Raw genomic sequence first — 17,516 nt, 5'->3', positions numbered from 1 at the left:
TTTTTTTCAAGCCATAATTTCCATTCTTAACTTTCTTTTTTTCTTAGTTTTTCATAATGTTTATTTAGTTTTTGATTTTTTTGTTCTGATATTATTTCATTCTGATTATTGTGAATTTTGTTTGACTTTGTTGAGGTGACAATTCTATTTTGTTTTTTGACTATATACACGATTTCAATATATTGGCGAAGTTCATTAAGTTTTTCTTTTTCAACACCTTTAACTGGATTACCTAAGCATTTTATTTCTTCTTTTATCGAGTTAATTTTTTCAGAAAAAAACGTCTTCATTTGGTCAGCATCCATTTCTTTGATTTGATTTTCCAATTCCGTTATCATTTGACTTCGCTTCAATTTATAATTTATTTCAATCTTTGTGGTTTCTTTTTTTTTCTTTCAAGTAATCATCAAGCAATTTCTCGTTTTTTGACATACCAATTTTTTCTTTTATACTGGTTATATGCCAACCCCCACAAAATTGAAAAAATAGCTTCGTTTTGGGGCTTTACCTGTTTCTATTTCTATATCCTCTTGATTGAATGCAATGAAATTGTCAGCTTTTTTTTCTGTCTCAAAAAGCATTTTTGCTCTTCCACAATCTCTGCAAAACACTCTGTTTCTTGTAGGCTTCATTATTTTTTAAATTTTGTATTTATTATGGATACACTCTTATTTTTCCTGTTATAATTACTAATATGATTAATTATACGCAAAAGCCTACGCATTATTAAGTTTTTATTTTAACAAAATATCCAAGGAGCTTAGCATCCTTTGGTTAGTTCTATTGCTTTCATGGGTATATCGTAAAATATAGGCAAATATACAAAAACATACAATAAAAAAATCCCTTGCCGTTAAGGGGCAAGGGATAAAAAAGTTCTGTTAACCTTGTGGTCAGTTATCGGGGCATGAAGATAAATGGGTCAGACCATTCACTGGGGCCTTTGGTGCTGATGGTTCGCGCCTGAAACCAGTAGTTTTTACCGGGGGTAAGACCGGATACTACAAACTTGGTTTTGGTTTGAACGACTAAATAGTTCCAACGGGCAGTTGGTCCGTATTCATCTTCGGTGTATCTCAATTCGTAAACAACAGCATATTTAACCGAATTGGTTTGCAAAATCAAACTTCCGCTGAGGGCAGCGTCAGTTACTTTTTCAATAAACGGCGAAACCGATGCAGGAGCAGGCGATTTAACGCTGCTGTAAACTTCAAAACCGGAACTTAACATGATTAAATCAGAATTTAATCCGTTAAATTCAACATAGTTTGCTTCTCTTTGCAAAGCGGTAATTAATACTGTTCTTTTTTGGTATTTAACAGTAGTCAGGGTAGTCCCTCCGTTAGCAGCGGCTACCATTGCGTTGTTAAAGTCATTGCGAAATCCGGTAAGTGCTGCAACTGTGGGGTCGGGTGTCGGGTAATCGGGGTTGCCGGTCAAACCGGAAATTACCTCATCTGTTCGGAAAATTAATTCCAGGTCTGTTTTATCACTGAAATCTTTCTTTACTTTAAATTTAATCACGTTAAATAAAAATTTAGGGGGGTTAATAAATAAGATTTAAAGAACTTTTTTTGTCAGATATAAAATTTTGTTGCCGAAAACTCATGCTTACTGTGCGTTCCATTCCGTTTGAATGTGCCTTTTGAAATACGTTTCATTTGAGTAGCGGTTCATCCTCCTATATCTGAATGTAAAGTTAATACAAGGTTTTCAAAAAGCCAAATAATTTAGCAATTTTTTTGAAAAAATTAACAAATTTTAACACTATGCTTAACTATTCCTTATTTTTAAAGGGATAACCCATTAAATTATGTGTGGATGTTTAAAAATATTTGATAAAATAATTAGTTTTTTAGCTGAAAAAAAGTAAAATAAGGTGGAAAAGCTCAACCCTAAGAAGGGAAAGATCAAACCTAAGGAGGAAAGGCTCAACCCTAAGGAGAGAAAGCTCTAACCTAAGGAGGAATAGCTCAACCCTAAAGAGGGAAAGCTCTAACCTAAGGAGGGAAGGCTTATCCCTAAGGAGCGAAAGCTTAACCCTAAAAAGGGAAAGCTCTAACCTAAGAAGGGAAAGCCCATCCCTAAGGAGAGAAAGTCTAACCCTAATGAGGAAAGACATAAACCTAAGGAGGGAAACCTCAATCTTAAGGAGGGAAAGCCCAACCCTAAGGAGGAAAACTTTTTTACTGAGGAAGCCGGCTATTTTCTAAAGCAGTTTGCCTGTTTATATTAGTCCAAACAAAATGGGTTGATTAATTGGACAAAGGTTCTGCGAAATATATCATAAAAATCGTCCGTTGTACATAAAGGTTAGTGGCATTTTTTTTATTACGGTATCAGCTTAGTTATCTGTATCGAGGTAGCTGCAAGACGGAACCCGACTGCATCATTCCGTAAACATGTAGCATGAGTAGTTCTGTCTATATTTCATACAAAGGCATTGCGCATTTTGTAATACCAACTATGATTTAATTTTGAACCATCAAATACTGAAAAACGTCTTTAAATTCCCCTCCTCGGAGGGTTAGGGGTGGGTTCTTTTAGATATGAAGTGGTAAAGTACCCATGATATTTAGGTTGAGCCGTGCATTTAGATTGGGGTAAAATGAACCTGCAATCCTTATAAAATCCTTATTTTATGGGAGTTATTCGTGTTGTTTAGCGGCTAACCGGAAGGCGTAAGAGTTTGCAACCATAGTAACAATACTGCGGCAGGTAGTTGGTAAAACCTTATTTCCTTGTTTTTTATTCCGGTTTTAATATCACCCTTTCATAGTCCTGTCTGACTTTGCGGATGTCTGCTGCAATCATTGCACTTCTTCGAGAAAATTCAGTTTGCAACATTCACTGACCATTAAACCGGTTGATTTATCCTGTTCACCCACTCTGTTTTCAACATGCTAAATACTTTTAAATCTACAAACCTCCCGTTCAGCCATTCACTTTGCCGTTCTATGCCTTCTAAGGTAAAACCCAATCTTTCGGGAATTGCACAACTCTTGGTGTTTCCGGTAGCACAACGGATGGTTATCCGGTTTAGGTTGTAAAAATCAAAAGCAATATTGATTAAACCGGAACAGGCGAGGGTCATGATGCCCTGACGCGTAAATTCCTTGCCAAGCCAATAACCTATATAAGACTTGCTGTTGATGGTGTCAATGCTTTGCAGGTCAATCATTCCGGCTAAACGGTTATTGTACCAAATGGTATAAACCGCCATTTCTAATTTATTTCGCTTGCTCAAAGCGTTTTTGATAAACTTTTCAGTATGCGATTGTGAAGTGTTGTATTGAATCCAGGGCAACCAATTACCTAAAAATGCTCTGTTTTTATCCACTAATTCAAAAATTGATTTGGCATAAACTAATTCAACCGGGCGCAGTTTGATTTCCGGATTTACTGTAATGGTAAAATATTGATTCATGCCTGTAAAAATGTTTTGAAAAAGTTGGGTAGATTTGCAATCAGGGGCTATGGTTTTTTATTTCTTTCAAAGATACATAAAAAAGTTCAGCTATGAAAAGTTCATTTTACAGAATCAAATGGCTATTCAGCCGGATTTCCTTCCTTAATTCAAAAGGACTATGCCTTTTCATGCTTACAGGAATGTTGATGACTTCATGTTTGGCCACAAAATCCGTCAGCAATAAAAACCAAACTGCCCTGCCCGAAAACAACCAATCAGCTACCGGAAAAATGAAGGTGCTCACAGATATTGACAGAAACACGATGGAATTGCTCTACGATCCTGCCGATAGTTTATTGAATTTGGCGGTAAATAAATCGGATTGGTTGCCTATCTGTATCGGGGTTTTGGGCATCAATTTTAATTTGCGTCCTACCTCAAGTGTTCTGGAGATGAATGGCATCGAAATACCGTTGACCGATATTCAGCAAATCACCGCACGCAGCCCTTCACCCATTGTCATTTTACCGGAACAGACCGGCAGACTAGCCTTGGTTCAAGGTGATTTTACCGGTTCGACTATTTATCAGGCAAAAATTATTGCTGTTTTTTCGGATACTCCAACCCAGTTGTTGTTTCATTTTCTACAAAAAAACTGCTCAAATATCAGCCCCCTTTTGGATCCAAAATAAGCTGCCGGATTTCAAAAACCGACACCAATCCGGCTGATGACAAGTATTTCCGAAGGGGTTTTTTAACAAAAATCGGGTTAAAATCCGTATTTTTGCGCTTCATTTTTTTTATTTTCAACCAATAATATATCTCCTGTATGCTCAAAGGTTTTTTCTCTGTTCCTGTTCCTCAAAACGAACCTGTTTTATCGTATGCCCCCGGAACCCCTCACAGAGCTGCCCTTAAAAAAGCGCTTAAAGAAGCAAAATCAAAAGAAGCAGATATTCCGATGTATATCAACGGAAAAGAGGTTCGCACCGGTCATCGCATTGCCATCCATCCGCCTCATGAAATTTCACATACCCTCGGTTTCTATCATAAAGGCAATGCAGATCATGTCGGACAAGCCATTCAAGCTGCCTTGAACGCTAAAGAATCGTGGGAAAACCTTCCATGGGAAGACCGTGCCGCTGTTTTTCTGAAAGCAGCCGATTTGCTTGCCGGCCCTTACCGCTACAAAATCAATGCAGCCACCATGTTGGGGCAGTCGAAAAATGCGTTTCAGGCTGAAATTGATTCATCCTGCGAACTGATAGACTTCCTTCGTTTTAATGTCTATTATATGTCGCAGATTTATTCCAATCAACCGGCCTCCTCGCCCGGAGTTTGGAACCGTATGGAATACCGGGCTTTGGAAGGATTTGTGTTGGCAATTACCCCTTTTAACTTTACGGCAATTGCAGGCAACTTGCCTTCATCTGCTGCCCTGATGGGAAATACGGTAGTTTGGAAACCTGCTGAAACTCAAATTTTTTCCGCTCAGGTCATTATGGAAGTTTTCAAAATGGCCGGTTTACCCGATGGTGTCATCAATCTGATATATACCGATGGCCCGACAGTCGGCAATGTAGTTTTTGCACATCCCGATTTTACAGGCATTCACTTTACAGGTTCCACCGGTACGTTTCAGTTTATGTGGAAAACCATAGGACAAAATATTGCAACTTATAAAACCTATCCGCGCATAGTGGGCGAAACCGGCGGAAAAGACTTTGTCATGGCGCATCCTTCAGCAAATGCAGAACAAGTGGCAACGGCTTTGGTGCGAGGTGCTTTTGAATATCAGGGTCAAAAATGCTCGGCAGCATCAAGGGCCTATATTCCTCAAAGCCTTTGGTTGGAAGTCAGGGAAACCATGTCTGAAAATCTGATGGAAATGAAAATGGGAACGGTGGAAGATTTTGGCAACTTTATCAACGCCGTGATTGATGAAAAATCTTTTGACAAAATTGCCGCTTATATTGAAGATGCCAAATCACATCCCGATGTCGAAATCATTGCCGGAGGCCAATATGATAAAAGCAAGGGGTATTTTATTGAGCCAACCGTGATTTTGGTGAAAAACCCGCACTACATCACCATGTGCGAAGAAATATTCGGGCCTGTTTTGACAATTTATGTTTATAAAGATCAGGAATTTGAGGAGACCCTCACCCTGTTAGACCAAACCTCTCCCTATGCCCTTACCGGTGCTTTTTTTGCTCAGGATCGTCAGGTTATTGCCCATGCTACAAACAAACTGCGACATGCCGCCGGAAATTTTTACATCAATGACAAACCAACCGGAGCAGTTGTCAATCAGCAGCCTTTTGGTGGCGGCAGAGCCTCCGGAACCAACGACAAAGCCGGATCTTATCTCAACCTGATTCGATGGACATCCGCCCGAACCATTAAAGAGAACTTTGTCCCGCCATCCGACTATCGCTATCCTTTTTTGAGTAGTGAGGAATAGTCCGGTGCAATTTACGATTGTTTTACTTTTTTAAAAATGGCTTCTGCGCAGCGGATTCCGTCAATAGCCGCCGAAACGATTCCACCTGCATATCCTGCCCCCTCACCACAGGGAAACAGTCCGTTAATTTGCGGATGTTGTAAACTGATTGAATCGCGTGGAATACGTACCGGAGAAGAAGTGCGGGACTCAACGCCAACTAAAACTGCTTCGTTAGTCAGGTAAAGCGGTGCACGTTTTCCAAAATTACGCAAGGCAGCCCTGAGCCTTTGTTCTACAAAGGGCGGCAATACTTCAACTAAAGGTGCCGACACAATACCGGGTTGATAAGAACATACCGGAAGGGTAGTGCTGAGTTTTCGGTTAATAAAATCAATCATTCTTTGAGCCGGTGCCCGTTGAGTTTGTCCTCCGGCTAACCATGCACGATGTTCGGCATCTCCCTGAAAGTTCATAAGTCCTAAAACCCCGCTGAATTGTTCAGTTTTGTTTGCCGATTTACCGTATTTCAAAACATCTTCGAACCTTATTTCCGTAACAATTCCCGAATTGGCATAAGGATTATTGCGGCGGGAGGGCGACCATCCATTTGTAACAATCTGACCATTTTCTGTTGCACAGGGGGCTATGATTCCTCCCGGACACATGCAAAATGAATATACCCCAACTCCTTCTACCTGTTCAACCCACGAATAGGCTGCCGGCGGAAGATAAATACCTCTGCCGGTTTGTGGCGAACACTTATACTGCATTTGGTCAATCAGCGCCTGCGGGTGTTCGATACGCACCCCAAGCGCAAAAGGTTTGGCCTCTATCAATATATTTCGCCGGTGCAACAATTTAAAAATATCACGAGCCGAATGTCCGGTTGCCAGTAAAACGGCATCAGATTCAAACCGGGTGTTGTTTTGGTCAATGACTCCTTTTATGGTATTTCCCGAAAGTATGAAGTCCGTTACTTTGACATTAAAGTGTACTTCGCCCCCTGCGTTGCAGATGCTTTCACGGATGGCAGTAATGATTTGAGGAAGTTTGTTAGTGCCAATATGAGGATGAGCATCCACCAAAATATCGGGATTGGCACCATGAGCTACAAAAGTTTCCAGAATTTGTCGAATATTACCTCGTTTGTCAGATCGGGTATAGAGTTTCCCGTCCGAATAAGTGCCTGCCCCACCTTCGCCAAAACAGTAGTTTGAATCGGGGTTTACAATATGCTCCCGGTTAAGGGCTGAAAGGTCACGTCTGCGAGCGCGGACATCTTTCCCCCGTTCCAATACGATGGGGCGAATACCTAATTCGAGCAACCGCAAAGCAGCAAACAATCCGGCCGGTCCTGCTCCGATAATAATAGCCCGGTAACGATTGGTAACTTTTGGATAACTGGCAATAAAAACCTCCGGAGGCGTAAGGGGTTCGTCTGTCAGATAAACTTCCGTTTTTAAAATCACCTTGGTTTGCCTGCTTCTGGCATCTACAGACCTTTTCAATAACCTCACTTCAGCGATTTTAAGCAACGGCAACCCAAGCATTTTTGCAGCGGCAGCTTTTTGGGCTGTTTCATCCGCAGCTTGTTCCGGGCTCAGGGATAGGGTAATTTGTTGAGGCATGTGTTATCAATCGGAATTGCTTAGTTTTCTTTGAAAAGAAAATCTTGATGTCTGGAGAAAATCGGACTTAAATTCTACCCTTCCTGAATTTTTTACACAAAAAACGTGGAATTTAAGGGAAAGAACGAATTGTTTAAACAAGTAAAAGAGATTAGACCATCATGGTTGTTTCGATTGCTATTTCAGGGGCATTGCTTTCAGGGAGGGGTCTAACTGAACCGCCTTTTTGAACAGTTCCTGTGCTTTGGCATTATTGCCTTTGCTCATATAGCAATGCGCCATATTGACGTAAGGGTTGGCGTAATCAGGTTTTGCTTTGATGGCATTTTCATAGCTGCCAATTGCCTTATCGTATAGTTTTTGCTGTAGGTAAGTGTTGCCCATATTGAACCATGCGATATAATAGTTCGGGTCTGCTGCAACAGCTTTTTGATATGCCTGAATGGCTTCGTCAAATTTGTTTTGAGCATCGTAAATTACCCCAACCCTGAGCAAGGCTCGCTTTTCGGCAGGGTTAATTTGCAGGAGTCGGTTAAAGGTTTCCAACGCTTTTGTTCGGTTGTTGTTTTCTTCATAGGTAATAGCAAGGCTGTATAAGGCTGTTTCAAACTTTGGGTCAATTTCTATGGCTTTGGTAAACTCCCGGATAGCGCTGGGGTAATCCCCCTTTTTGGAATAAGCTATGCCTAAATTATGGTACGCCGCCGCATCATTTTCCTTGGTTTTCACCAACTCGGTAAATGTGGCGATTGCTTCGTCAAATTTCCCGGCCTCTAAAAGCTGAGAGCCTTTCTGATTCAAGGCTTGTCTTTGGTTGGATGCCTGTGTGGCTTCGGGATTTGGGTCGTGAATAATCGGCTCTTTTTGCTGTTGGATTCCTGTTGAATTGCTTTCCTTACCGGTTTGGAAAAGGTTTTGACGATTTGCAAATAAAAACAACAGTGCCAAAACAGACATTAAGGCAAGAAAAATTTTTACCGTTCCGGATTTGGATGATGGAGGAGAAGTGGATGGGTTTTGTCCGGGCATGATTTGGCAGGTTGGTTAAAGTAAATTTTCTTGGTATTGGTAATATAAAACAAAGTCGCACGGTTTGTTTATCTCTTCCTGAATTTTTGGAAATTCCCGGCGGGTATGGTTGAATAAATCAAATTATTGACGGTTCGATTTTTAAAACATCGCTAACCCTTAAAATAAAACCCGTTTCATCTTCAAATTCCTGATAGAAGGTTTTGTTGCCGGCTTTAAAATTTGGTCTTTGCCTGTTGGCGATATGTCCGTATAAACGGTTATAGCGTGAAATACCGGACTCTTTTTTAAAAATGTTTATTGTGTTTATCAACTGGTTTCTTGACTTACCTGCCCAACGACCGGCATTCCTGTCTTTCAGTTCTATGAAAGTTAAAACACCGGCATAAACCATCATGCCTTCACATCTTTCCCCTTCATTATCCGGAATATCCAAACATTGATCAATTGCGGTAAAAGTAACTTCGATTTCTTCAGAATTATCCACCCAAAGAATCCAGATGTCTGCATCCCTAAAATCAAGAACAGCGGGGGGAGCATCAAAAATTCCGAAAACGGGTTCGCTTGTAGTGCTTTGGCAACGTGCATCGAAAAAATTTACCGCCATCCTTTTTCAATTTCCTGTAGTTGTGCAAATAATTCGTTTGAATGTTCCATATCCAGATTAAGATAATTCTCATCAGAAGGCAATCCTTTGTAATCCGGCAATATATGGATGCTGCCGTCTTCTTCATTCATTTGATAAATCGCCAGGTCATCAGGTTTTACGGTGGATTGTAAAGGCACAATCTCATTCAGTTTTCTGGCAGCTTCCTCAGATTTTACTGAAGTTTTCACCATTTCAGCTTTTACGGCAAGGGTCAGATAGTTTATGATATATGCGCTGTGTGTTGTGAGAATTAGTTTGTTCCCTTCATGTTTATTATTGTACTCCATCAAACTGTGGAGCAATTTCTGTTGTGAACCCGGAAACAGATTTTGTTCCGGTTCTTCAACTATATTCACAAAGCAGGAGGGTTTGTATCTTGCGGATAATTGTCTCAATGTTTCCCGCTTTATTTCCTCGCTCAAAGCAGTATCGTTGATGATTTTTTCAATTTCTTTTGCTAATCTGCGCTGTTCTTCAATCGACTCGGTCGTTATGGAATTGTCGTTTTCCCGATGAAGAGATTCGGTTAAAAATTTTGTTACCAAAAACAACGGTACAGTAGATTGAAATCCACTGGAAGCCTCAGATAACCGCAGTTTGTAATTTCCTCCGGTAATATGGGCCATTTTGTTGAGGACATCATACTCAAATCTGGTATTGCCTATCGGAAGTGCAATTCCTTTTGAATAAAAGATTCTTGCTTGATCATATTCATCCAAAAAAGTAAACAACGGGCTTGGTAAATTTTTCAGTTTGTCGGGACGCTCAACTACGCTGAGGAAATTTCGCTCTGCCGGCACATACATTATTTTAGGATGCAAATACCCGTTTCCGCTTGCTTTTTCTGCAAAGAAAAAACTGTCATGAAAATGAAAGTGATAGAATTTGCCTTCATATTCAAGCAGCGTGTTACTTTTGATATAGTTATCAATTCGCTGATATTTTAATTGTTTTAAAAAACGGTTATATAGACTTAGTTCATCAGGCTTAATCTGGCCCCGAACCATCGCTTTTTCTATCCAGCATAGTGTTGAATAAAGTTTGGCCACCGTGCTTTTACCGCTGCCCTGATCGCCGATGAATACGGTTACTTTTTTAAAGTCTATCCATCCGTCCTTATCGGCTAAGCCATCTTTGACAGGGCCAAAGTTTTGTATTTTTATTCTGCCCATAGCGTTGTTTGTAAATCTGTATCAAAGATAGAAGTTCTCCTTTCGCTATAACGCTTTTTTATATAAAAACTTGGGAATAGCCGCTCATTCCTGATACACGTCAGGATATGATTGTCCTTGAACAAACTATCGAACAGTTTGTGTTAAACTATAAAAATGGAATTGCAAGTCATCCGGCAGACACATGAACAACGGGCTGAACAACAAACTTCACAACCCGTAAATAAAACTATACTTACGCCGTGCATAGTCCATGAAATACTTGAAATTGAGTTTTTCTCCGGTGATGCGTTTACAGAGTTCTTCTGCCGGGAAAATCTGCCCATGTTGGTGAATGTTGGTTCGCAACCATTGCAACAAAGGTTGAAGATTGCCCTGTTCAATTTGCTGGTGGAGGTCAGGAAGGTCTTTGGCGGCATAATGAAAAAACTGTGCTGCATAAAAACTGCCAAGGGAATAGGTTGGAAAATAGCCAAAGCTGCCATGAGACCAGTGAATGTCCTGCAAAACACCTTTACGGTCATTTGGCACCTCAATTTCCAGATATTCTTTGTATTTGGCATTCCATAATTCGCGCAGGTCTTTTACCTCAACAGTGCCTTCTATGAGTGCTTTTTCAATTTCGAAGCGCACTAAAATATGGGTATGGTAGGTAAGCTCATCTGCGTTGGTACGAATGAGCGAAGGGCTGACTTTGTTCATGGATTTGTAAAATGCAAGCAGAGGCACATTGCCCAATTGTTTGGGGAAAAATTCCTGCAATCTCGGGTAGTTGGCTTTCCAGTAGTGTAAAGACCGGCCGACATTATTTTCCCATAAACGGGACTGAGATTCGTGAATACCCAACGAAACATAAGAGCCTGAAGGAAGCCCGTAGTTTTGGGGCAATAGTCCCTGTTCATAAAGCGCGTGGCCGCCTTCGTGAATACAGCCCCAAATCATTTCGTGCAGGTCGTTTTCGTTGATGCGTGTGGTAACTCTTACATCATTCATCCCAAAACTCGTGGTAAATGGATGAGCCGAAATATCCTGTCTTCCGGCCTTAAAATCATACCCCATTTTTTCCAGAATCTCCAAACCGAAATGCCATTGTTTGTCTTTATCGTAATGCAAAAACATCCATTGGTCTGCTACCTGTTCCTGATGATGAATTTCCTTGACAAAATCCACCAATTGCCTGCGCACATCTGCAAACAGAATGGTTACATCGGCTGTTTTTTCCCCGGGTTCAAATTCATCGAGTAACGCATCGTATGGGTGGTCTGAATAACCGATGTATTCGGCTTCTTCCCGCTTTAAAGCAACCAAATGTTCCAAAGCAGGAGCAAATTCGGTAAAATCACCCTCTCCGTCTTTTGCATGTCTGGCTTTGTTCCAAGCCTGATAGGCGCGTGAAACCGCACCTGTCAATTTCATTACAAATGAAGTAGGTAATTTCTGCTTGCGTTCAAATTGCTTTTTTGTTTCGGCAATATTTCTGCTTTCTTCGAATGAAAGGCTTTCATCTTCTGACAAGCGGTTCACTAAATTGCCCAATTCGTCCGAAACAGACAGGTCATGAGCGATGCCCGCCAAAGTAGCTATTTGTCTGGCTCGCATTCCGGCTGCTTTTTCGGGAAGGTGAACTTCCTGATCCCATCCCATTAATGCCAATGTATGATTAACATCGGCTATTTTGTGCATCTGTGCAATATAGGCTTGATACAAATCCATATTCAGGGAGATAAATAAATGTTGTAAAAAAAAGAGGTGATTGTTTGATTTTTCAGATAGGGATTTATGATTTCCAGATTCCTGCAGCCAGCATCAGCCAGCCTGCAATGAATGATAGCCCGCCAATTGGAGTAACCGGACCAAGCCAACGCCAGGTGGCAATGCCCAGCCAGTCTTTATTGGCAAGCAGAAACAAAGACCCCGAAAACAAAACAATGCCCGCTAAAAATGCATAAGCAGAAAATAAAAACAAGGTGGTGGAAGGGAATTTGTCGAAAAGTAACCCGGCAAACAAGATGGCGAGGGTATGGTAAAACATATACTTGACTCCGGTTTCAAAAACCTGAAGCTGTTCGGGGGTTATTTTAGACTTCAGACCATGAGCACCAAAGGCACCTAATATAACGGTCAAGGCACCAAGCAAGGCAGCAATCAGCAAAATGTTTTTGGGCATATTTAAATCATTGAACAGAAAGGAATGGACTACCTGTCAACTTGTATGTGAAAAACCAAATAAATTACAGGATTTTAAAGATTACAAGGAATTAAGGAAAAGATCTTAACCCGCATTAAACGAAAATTGTAAAAAAATTTATTTAAAAAAACATCTTTTTGATAGCGTTGAGTTTATTTTGCACAAATATTGAAGGAAGATCTTTTATCTTTTGGTGAATTTCGATACCACCAACAATTTTTGAAGGAAAATCCTGTACTTCGTTTTTTTATAATGCCTTGCAAAATTAGCAAATAACCTCATAATGAGCAAAAACACTATTCTGATAATTGTTGTCTTGCTGACTGTTGCGGGGATCTACTTTTTTTATCTTTCTGATGAAAGGCGACAATTGTTTAAGGCTATTCCCGATAGCGGTATTTTTGCATTAGAAACAACTGATGCAAGATTGCTGCATAGTAGTCTGGTTGAAAACAGCTCCTTTACAGATTGGCAACATTTAGCATGGGCTGATAAATCTGTTAACGGGTTTATCCTTCTCGACTCTCTGTTTTTGAACCGCAACACCCAACATCTTCCTTCTTTGCTCCTATCATTGCACCTTACTAAAGCAGACGAATATGATTTTTTGTTTCTGACAAAACGGGAAGCACTGAAATTTCCTTTACCTGAAATCATTGACAGCCTCGAAAAAAAAGGGGTTCCGGTTGTCCGTCGCAATTTCAAACGAAAAATCATTTATGAACTGTCTCTAAAAAAAGAAAAACAGATATTCACCATAGTTCAGGATGGTAAAATTGTGTTGGCATCAATGACCCCCTTGCTTGTTGATGAAGCACTTACTCAGTATCACCGTTTGTTTACCGGAAAATTCTTGCAATTTCATCAACAATTGCCTACCACAGATGCCGGTTTTATGCTTCATGTCTTTTTTGAAAATCTCCCTTTGCTGAAAACCGTTTTTCTAAAGCCCGATATCCAAGGAACAATATTCGATTGGCCGGCAAAACTGCTTAGCGGAGCAAGTTATGAAGTTTCTGTCCACGAAAACCGGATAGCGTTAAAAGGTGAAACCCTAACACAAACCAATCTTCTGTTGAATCAAATAACAGAACAAAACTGTCCGGACAAAATTACCATCGCCAATATATTGCCTTTTAATACTGCCATGCTTTGGTACAACCGTGCCGATAATCTTCAAAAAATTGTACGGCAACAAAAAAAAGAGTTTTTAGCAAACAGTCGTGAATTAGATTGGGCGGGTCAGGAATGGGCAATGGGTTTTACCGAACCCGCATCGGCAAACCTTTTTGAAGTGGTTTATGCGGCCGTTGAGGTTGCCGACTCGACCGAAGCAGTCCGCAGCTTAAAAAAACACGTCCTAAAAGGTGCAAAACCATTTATTTATAAAGGGTTTACCATCGGCAATGCCAATTGCTCAGAAATGCTAAGTTTGATTTTTGGACAGGACTATGCTCCCGCATTTTCAGATAGCTATTATACAAGGTTGGGCAACTTTATGCTTTTTACCGCTAATAAAGACCATTTACAGGTTATCATTGAAAACTATTTAGCGAATCAAACCTTGCTCAAAAACGAAAACTATGCGGAATTTGAAAAAGAATTAGATCCCAAAAGCAATAGTTTTTTCTATCTGCAACCCGAAAGGTTAACGCCTTTGATAAAAGCTACATCCTCCGATTCGTTTTTAAAAGACTTTGGTAAAAAAAGCAAATACTATAATGGGTTTACCCCGACTGCAGTTCAAATGGATAAAATGCCCGACAACGGAATTAAAACAACCATTCACATCAACTATAAAAAATCTGAACAAAAAAAAGACATCCACCACTCCACAACTACTTTAGCCTGGAACGTTGACCTTGAAGACGAACCTGCTGCTCCTCCGCAAATAGTCCAAAACCATATCAGCGGCGACAAAGAAATTATAGTTTATGACAAAAGCCATAACTTGTATTTAATCAGCAGAAATGGAAAAATAATCTGGAAGCGCAGTTTCGACAAACCCATAATGGGAAAGGTGCAGCAGTTGGATCTTTACAACAACGGCAATCTATTTTTCTTGTTCAACACCTCCAACAAAGTCTATCTGATAGACCGGAATGGAAAAGACGTGCAGGACTACCCCATCAAACTAAGCGCAGAAGCAGTTACCGGAATGACCCTGGCAGATTTTGACAACAATAAAAACTACAGTTTTTTTATTCCCTGCGGCAATAACAATATCTATGGCTACCACCCAAACGGAAGGCCTTTGGCGGGTTGGAGTCCCCGACCCTATCTGGCTTTAATGGCTTATGAATTAATTTACTTTCGTGATGATAAACATCAACTCATGGTGGCCGCTAACAACAACGGAAATATCTATTTATTATCTCCTAATGGTGCATTAAAACAAAAACTGGTAACCGGCAGCCCGCTAATAAGCCCACCACAGATTGATATCAGGAGTGGAGAACCCAAAATTGTTGCCACCGCGAAAAACAGCCATACTTATGTATTTACTTTAGACGGCCAAAAATGGTCGAAAAAAATGGTAAGCATCAGCCCAACTTCCGGATTTTTAACCGAAAACATTCAACCCGATTACTCGAACGAGGAATATATTTTTATGAGCAACAACAAAGTTTATGCGTTTAACGAAAATAAAAAATTATTTACTTTTGAATTTAAAGACAAAGCAAAACCCGGCAAGATTTTTCCTATCCGGCTAAAAGGAGAAAAAAATGTCCGAATCGGGGTATATTGCCCGAACACAAAGCAAGTTTTTCTTTTAGACGAAAATGGAGAAAACCACCCCAATTTTCCCATTGAGGCAGGCACTCAGTTTGTTTGTACCGACCTTTTGGATAACGGTGGTAATGTGTTGATTGCCGGAGGAAGTGCCAAAAACCTGTTTGCCTATACTATTCAATAAACAACTGCTTGCTTGGTGAACATTTAAACATAAATTGATGCGAACAATGGTTAAGCGATTAGAAATAAAGGCTGAAGCTTTGAGTCGTTCATGTAAACAATCTTGGAAGTAAGCTTTTTAGTTAAAAATAAATATGTAAAAGAAATGTTGCAGAGTAGTTAATACAAATCATAACTACTCTTTAGACTATACTTTGTACGAAAAATTTGATAAGCAAATCCGGGTAATTAAATAGTCCAACACCTCGACAGTTACCTTTATGAATGAATTGTCCGAAATGCCTTTATCTTTACGCCCCGCAGTCGAAAAAAATTTAGGCTTTAGTTTATTTTACAGCCTTCATTTTATATAAAATGAGCAATCCCAAATGTCAACTCCACCCCAACAGTTTTCTACCCTTCAAAAAGCCCTCGCCTGGTCTGTTCATTTATTTACCGCTACCGGTATAGTAGCCGGTTTTTTGGCAATTTTGGCAATAGCGGCACATCAGTGGCAGATGGCCATGTTTTGGTTGTTGGTGAGCCAAATCATTGATGGTTTGGATGGAAGTTTTGCCCGATGGTGCAAGGTCAAACAAGTATTGCCCTTTTTTGATGGTAAAATGTTGGATTCTGTCATTGATTTTGCGACTTATGCAATAATTCCTGCTTTTTTTCTCTACGAATCCGGGATGATAGCACCCGAATTAAGATTGTTGGCAGCATCGGCTGTATTGCTCACCTCAGCTATTTACTATGGCAAATCAGGCATGGTTAGTGCCGATTATCATTTTGTTGGTTTTCCGGTAATGTGGAACTTGGTGGTGTTTTATTTCTTTTTCGTGTTCAATTTTGGAAACTTTATCAATCTGGTAGCAATTGCCCTTTTTTGTCTGCTGCATTTTATCCCTCTTAAATATCCTTATCCAAGCCGGACCGAAAAGTTTATGTTTCTTACAATCGGTGTTACTATAATGGGTTTATTATCCTTTGTGTTGCTGGTGTTGTTTTATCCTGAAACATCCGGTTTTACAATTTTCCTTAAAGCAGTAGCTGTTTTGGTGTTAATCTACTTTGCAACAATGACTTTATATAAGTCTTATTTTAACTCCAATTAAGCACAGCTCGATGGAACTATTCATATATATATAGCGTTTGTAGATAGTACCGCCAAAAAACGGTTCACAATATTGCATTTTTTTTAAAAAACTATTGTGTAGGTTAAGAGTTGGGTGTATCTTTGCCCCGCTAAAAAACGGTGGCCCGTTGTGTAATGGTAGCACTACAGATTTTGGTTCTGTCTGTCTAGGTTCGAATCCTGGCGGGCCAACAAAAAAACCCCTCGAAGCAAGTTGCTCGAGGGGTTTTTTATTGCTTTGTTTTGAAAATTTATACCAACTATGATTTAATTTTGAACCATCAATTACCTGCAAAAGTCTTTTAATTCCCCTCCTCGGAGGGGTTAGGGTGGGTTCTATTAGATAGTGAAGTGGTATTATTTCAACAAATCGTTTAATTGTCCGACCAATTCCGCCTTGCTTTCTGCCTCAAACGGTGATTGAATGTATTGATTGTTATCGTCTAACGCGACAAAAAAACGGGCATTTGTGCTTTCAATTCGAGTTGAAAAATCACCTTCTGTTAAAAAGAACATTTTACTTAACCGGGCAGCATCAGAAGATGTTTCTAATGCCGGTGAGAAAAAAATCTCAAATCCGGTAGCTGTGCTGCGAAGTGATTGTATTTCTTCCATTTCCAAATGAATGCGCATAGGTTCAGAAGTTTCCAGCAAATTGCGGACAAAGCCGATAATGCTCTCAGTATGCTCTTTAGAAACAGTTACTCCCTTTGGTTTGCCGGATTCATATCGAATGGCACGGATAACGGTGTTTTCAAGATTGTTTTCCATCAACGAATCATCCTGATTTGATCCGGAACTTGCCGGAGTAGTTGAATGAAGACAAAAACTGCAAAGTCCAACAAACAAAGCACTTAAAAAAAGGCGAATTAACATAGTTGTTCTCTTTGAGAGTGTTTAAGTATTAGCGAAAAATCCGCAGGGTAGTATATCTGACTACCCTGCGGACTATCTACATATTT

Annotated in this window: 14 protein-coding genes and 1 tRNA gene; 5 read left to right on the top strand and 10 right to left on the bottom strand. The window is 40.0% G+C overall.

Going from position 1 to position 17,516, the window contains the following annotated elements:
* Window positions 1–26 precede the first annotated feature (26 nt).
* The 3 genes from IPM47_07450 to IPM47_07440 form a co-directional block, all read right to left on the bottom strand.
* Window positions 27–326: a hypothetical protein gene (locus IPM47_07450; protein ID QQS30753.1), complete on the bottom strand. Its 300-nt coding sequence runs from the start codon at window positions 324–326 to the stop codon at window positions 27–29.
* A 571-nt stretch (window positions 327–897) separates the two neighbouring features.
* Complete coding sequence (locus IPM47_07445; GenBank protein ID QQS30752.1) at window positions 898–1,524, bottom strand: fibronectin type III domain-containing protein; 627 nt, start codon at window positions 1,522–1,524, stop codon at window positions 898–900.
* Between the two features lie 1,333 nt (window positions 1,525–2,857).
* Window positions 2,858–3,427 (bottom strand): GNAT family N-acetyltransferase, encoded by a 570-nt coding sequence (locus tag IPM47_07440; GenBank protein QQS30751.1) that lies wholly within the window; start codon window positions 3,425–3,427, stop codon window positions 2,858–2,860.
* Window positions 3,428–3,519: 92 nt separating this feature from the next.
* On the opposite strand from IPM47_07440, the gene IPM47_07435 reads away from it, so the two are divergent.
* Both IPM47_07435 and pruA read left to right on the top strand, forming a co-directional pair.
* On the top strand, window positions 3,520–4,101 hold the full coding sequence (locus IPM47_07435; GenBank protein ID QQS30750.1) for a hypothetical protein: 582 nt from the start codon (window positions 3,520–3,522) through the stop codon (window positions 4,099–4,101).
* A 137-nt stretch (window positions 4,102–4,238) separates the two neighbouring features.
* Window positions 4,239–5,873, top strand: coding sequence for an L-glutamate gamma-semialdehyde dehydrogenase (pruA, locus tag IPM47_07430; GenBank protein QQS30749.1), 1,635 nt, complete (start codon window positions 4,239–4,241; stop codon window positions 5,871–5,873).
* A gap of 11 nt (window positions 5,874–5,884) precedes the next feature.
* Here the strand turns inward: pruA and IPM47_07425 are convergent, their stop codons facing one another.
* From IPM47_07425 to IPM47_07400, 6 genes are all read right to left on the bottom strand, one after another.
* Window positions 5,885–7,483 carry an FAD-dependent monooxygenase gene (locus IPM47_07425; protein ID QQS30748.1) on the bottom strand — a complete coding sequence of 533 codons (1,599 nt, stop codon included), beginning with the start codon at window positions 7,481–7,483 and terminating at the stop codon, window positions 5,885–5,887.
* Between the two features lie 177 nt (window positions 7,484–7,660).
* Window positions 7,661–8,512, bottom strand: a complete 852-nt coding sequence (locus tag IPM47_07420; GenBank protein QQS30747.1) for a tetratricopeptide repeat protein — start codon at window positions 8,510–8,512, stop codon at window positions 7,661–7,663.
* Window positions 8,513–8,630: 118 nt separating this feature from the next.
* Window positions 8,631–9,119, bottom strand: a complete 489-nt coding sequence (locus tag IPM47_07415; protein ID QQS30746.1) for a hypothetical protein — start codon at window positions 9,117–9,119, stop codon at window positions 8,631–8,633.
* Entirely contained in the window at window positions 9,110–10,333 is a 1,224-nt protein-coding gene (locus IPM47_07410; protein ID QQS30745.1) for an ATP-binding protein, read from the bottom strand. The genes IPM47_07415 and IPM47_07410 overlap by 10 nt, the downstream gene beginning before the upstream one ends.
* Before the next feature lie 210 nt (window positions 10,334–10,543).
* Window positions 10,544–12,046 carry a carboxypeptidase M32 gene (locus tag IPM47_07405; GenBank protein QQS30744.1) on the bottom strand — a complete coding sequence of 501 codons (1,503 nt, stop codon included), beginning with the start codon at window positions 12,044–12,046 and terminating at the stop codon, window positions 10,544–10,546.
* A gap of 64 nt (window positions 12,047–12,110) precedes the next feature.
* Complete coding sequence (locus tag IPM47_07400; protein QQS30743.1) at window positions 12,111–12,500, bottom strand: DUF423 domain-containing protein; 390 nt, start codon at window positions 12,498–12,500, stop codon at window positions 12,111–12,113.
* 304 nt (window positions 12,501–12,804) lie between these two features.
* Here IPM47_07400 and IPM47_07395 point away from each other — a divergent pair, with 304 nt between their 5' ends.
* The 3 genes from IPM47_07395 (at window position 12,805) to IPM47_07385 (ending at window position 16,746) form a co-directional block, all read left to right on the top strand.
* The gene (locus tag IPM47_07395) at window positions 12,805–15,438 is read left to right on the top strand and encodes a hypothetical protein (protein ID QQS30742.1); all 2,634 of its coding nucleotides are present in this window, start codon (window positions 12,805–12,807) and stop codon (window positions 15,436–15,438) included.
* Between the two features lie 367 nt (window positions 15,439–15,805).
* Window positions 15,806–16,534, top strand: coding sequence for a CDP-alcohol phosphatidyltransferase family protein (locus tag IPM47_07390; GenBank protein QQS30741.1), 729 nt, complete (start codon window positions 15,806–15,808; stop codon window positions 16,532–16,534).
* Between the two features lie 141 nt (window positions 16,535–16,675).
* Window positions 16,676–16,746 (top strand) — tRNA-Gln (locus tag IPM47_07385).
* Between the two features lie 165 nt (window positions 16,747–16,911).
* Here the strand turns inward: IPM47_07385 and IPM47_07380 are convergent.
* Window positions 16,912–17,430 carry a hypothetical protein gene (locus IPM47_07380; GenBank protein QQS30740.1) on the bottom strand — a complete coding sequence of 173 codons (519 nt, stop codon included), beginning with the start codon at window positions 17,428–17,430 and terminating at the stop codon, window positions 16,912–16,914.
* Window positions 17,431–17,516: the final 86 nt, after the last annotated feature.

The sequence above is a fragment of the Sphingobacteriales bacterium genome (assembly GCA_016700115.1).
In the GTDB taxonomy this organism is placed as follows: Bacteria; Bacteroidota; Bacteroidia; order Chitinophagales; family UBA2359; genus UBA2359.
This window is presented reverse-complemented; position numbering and strand designations above follow the sequence as displayed.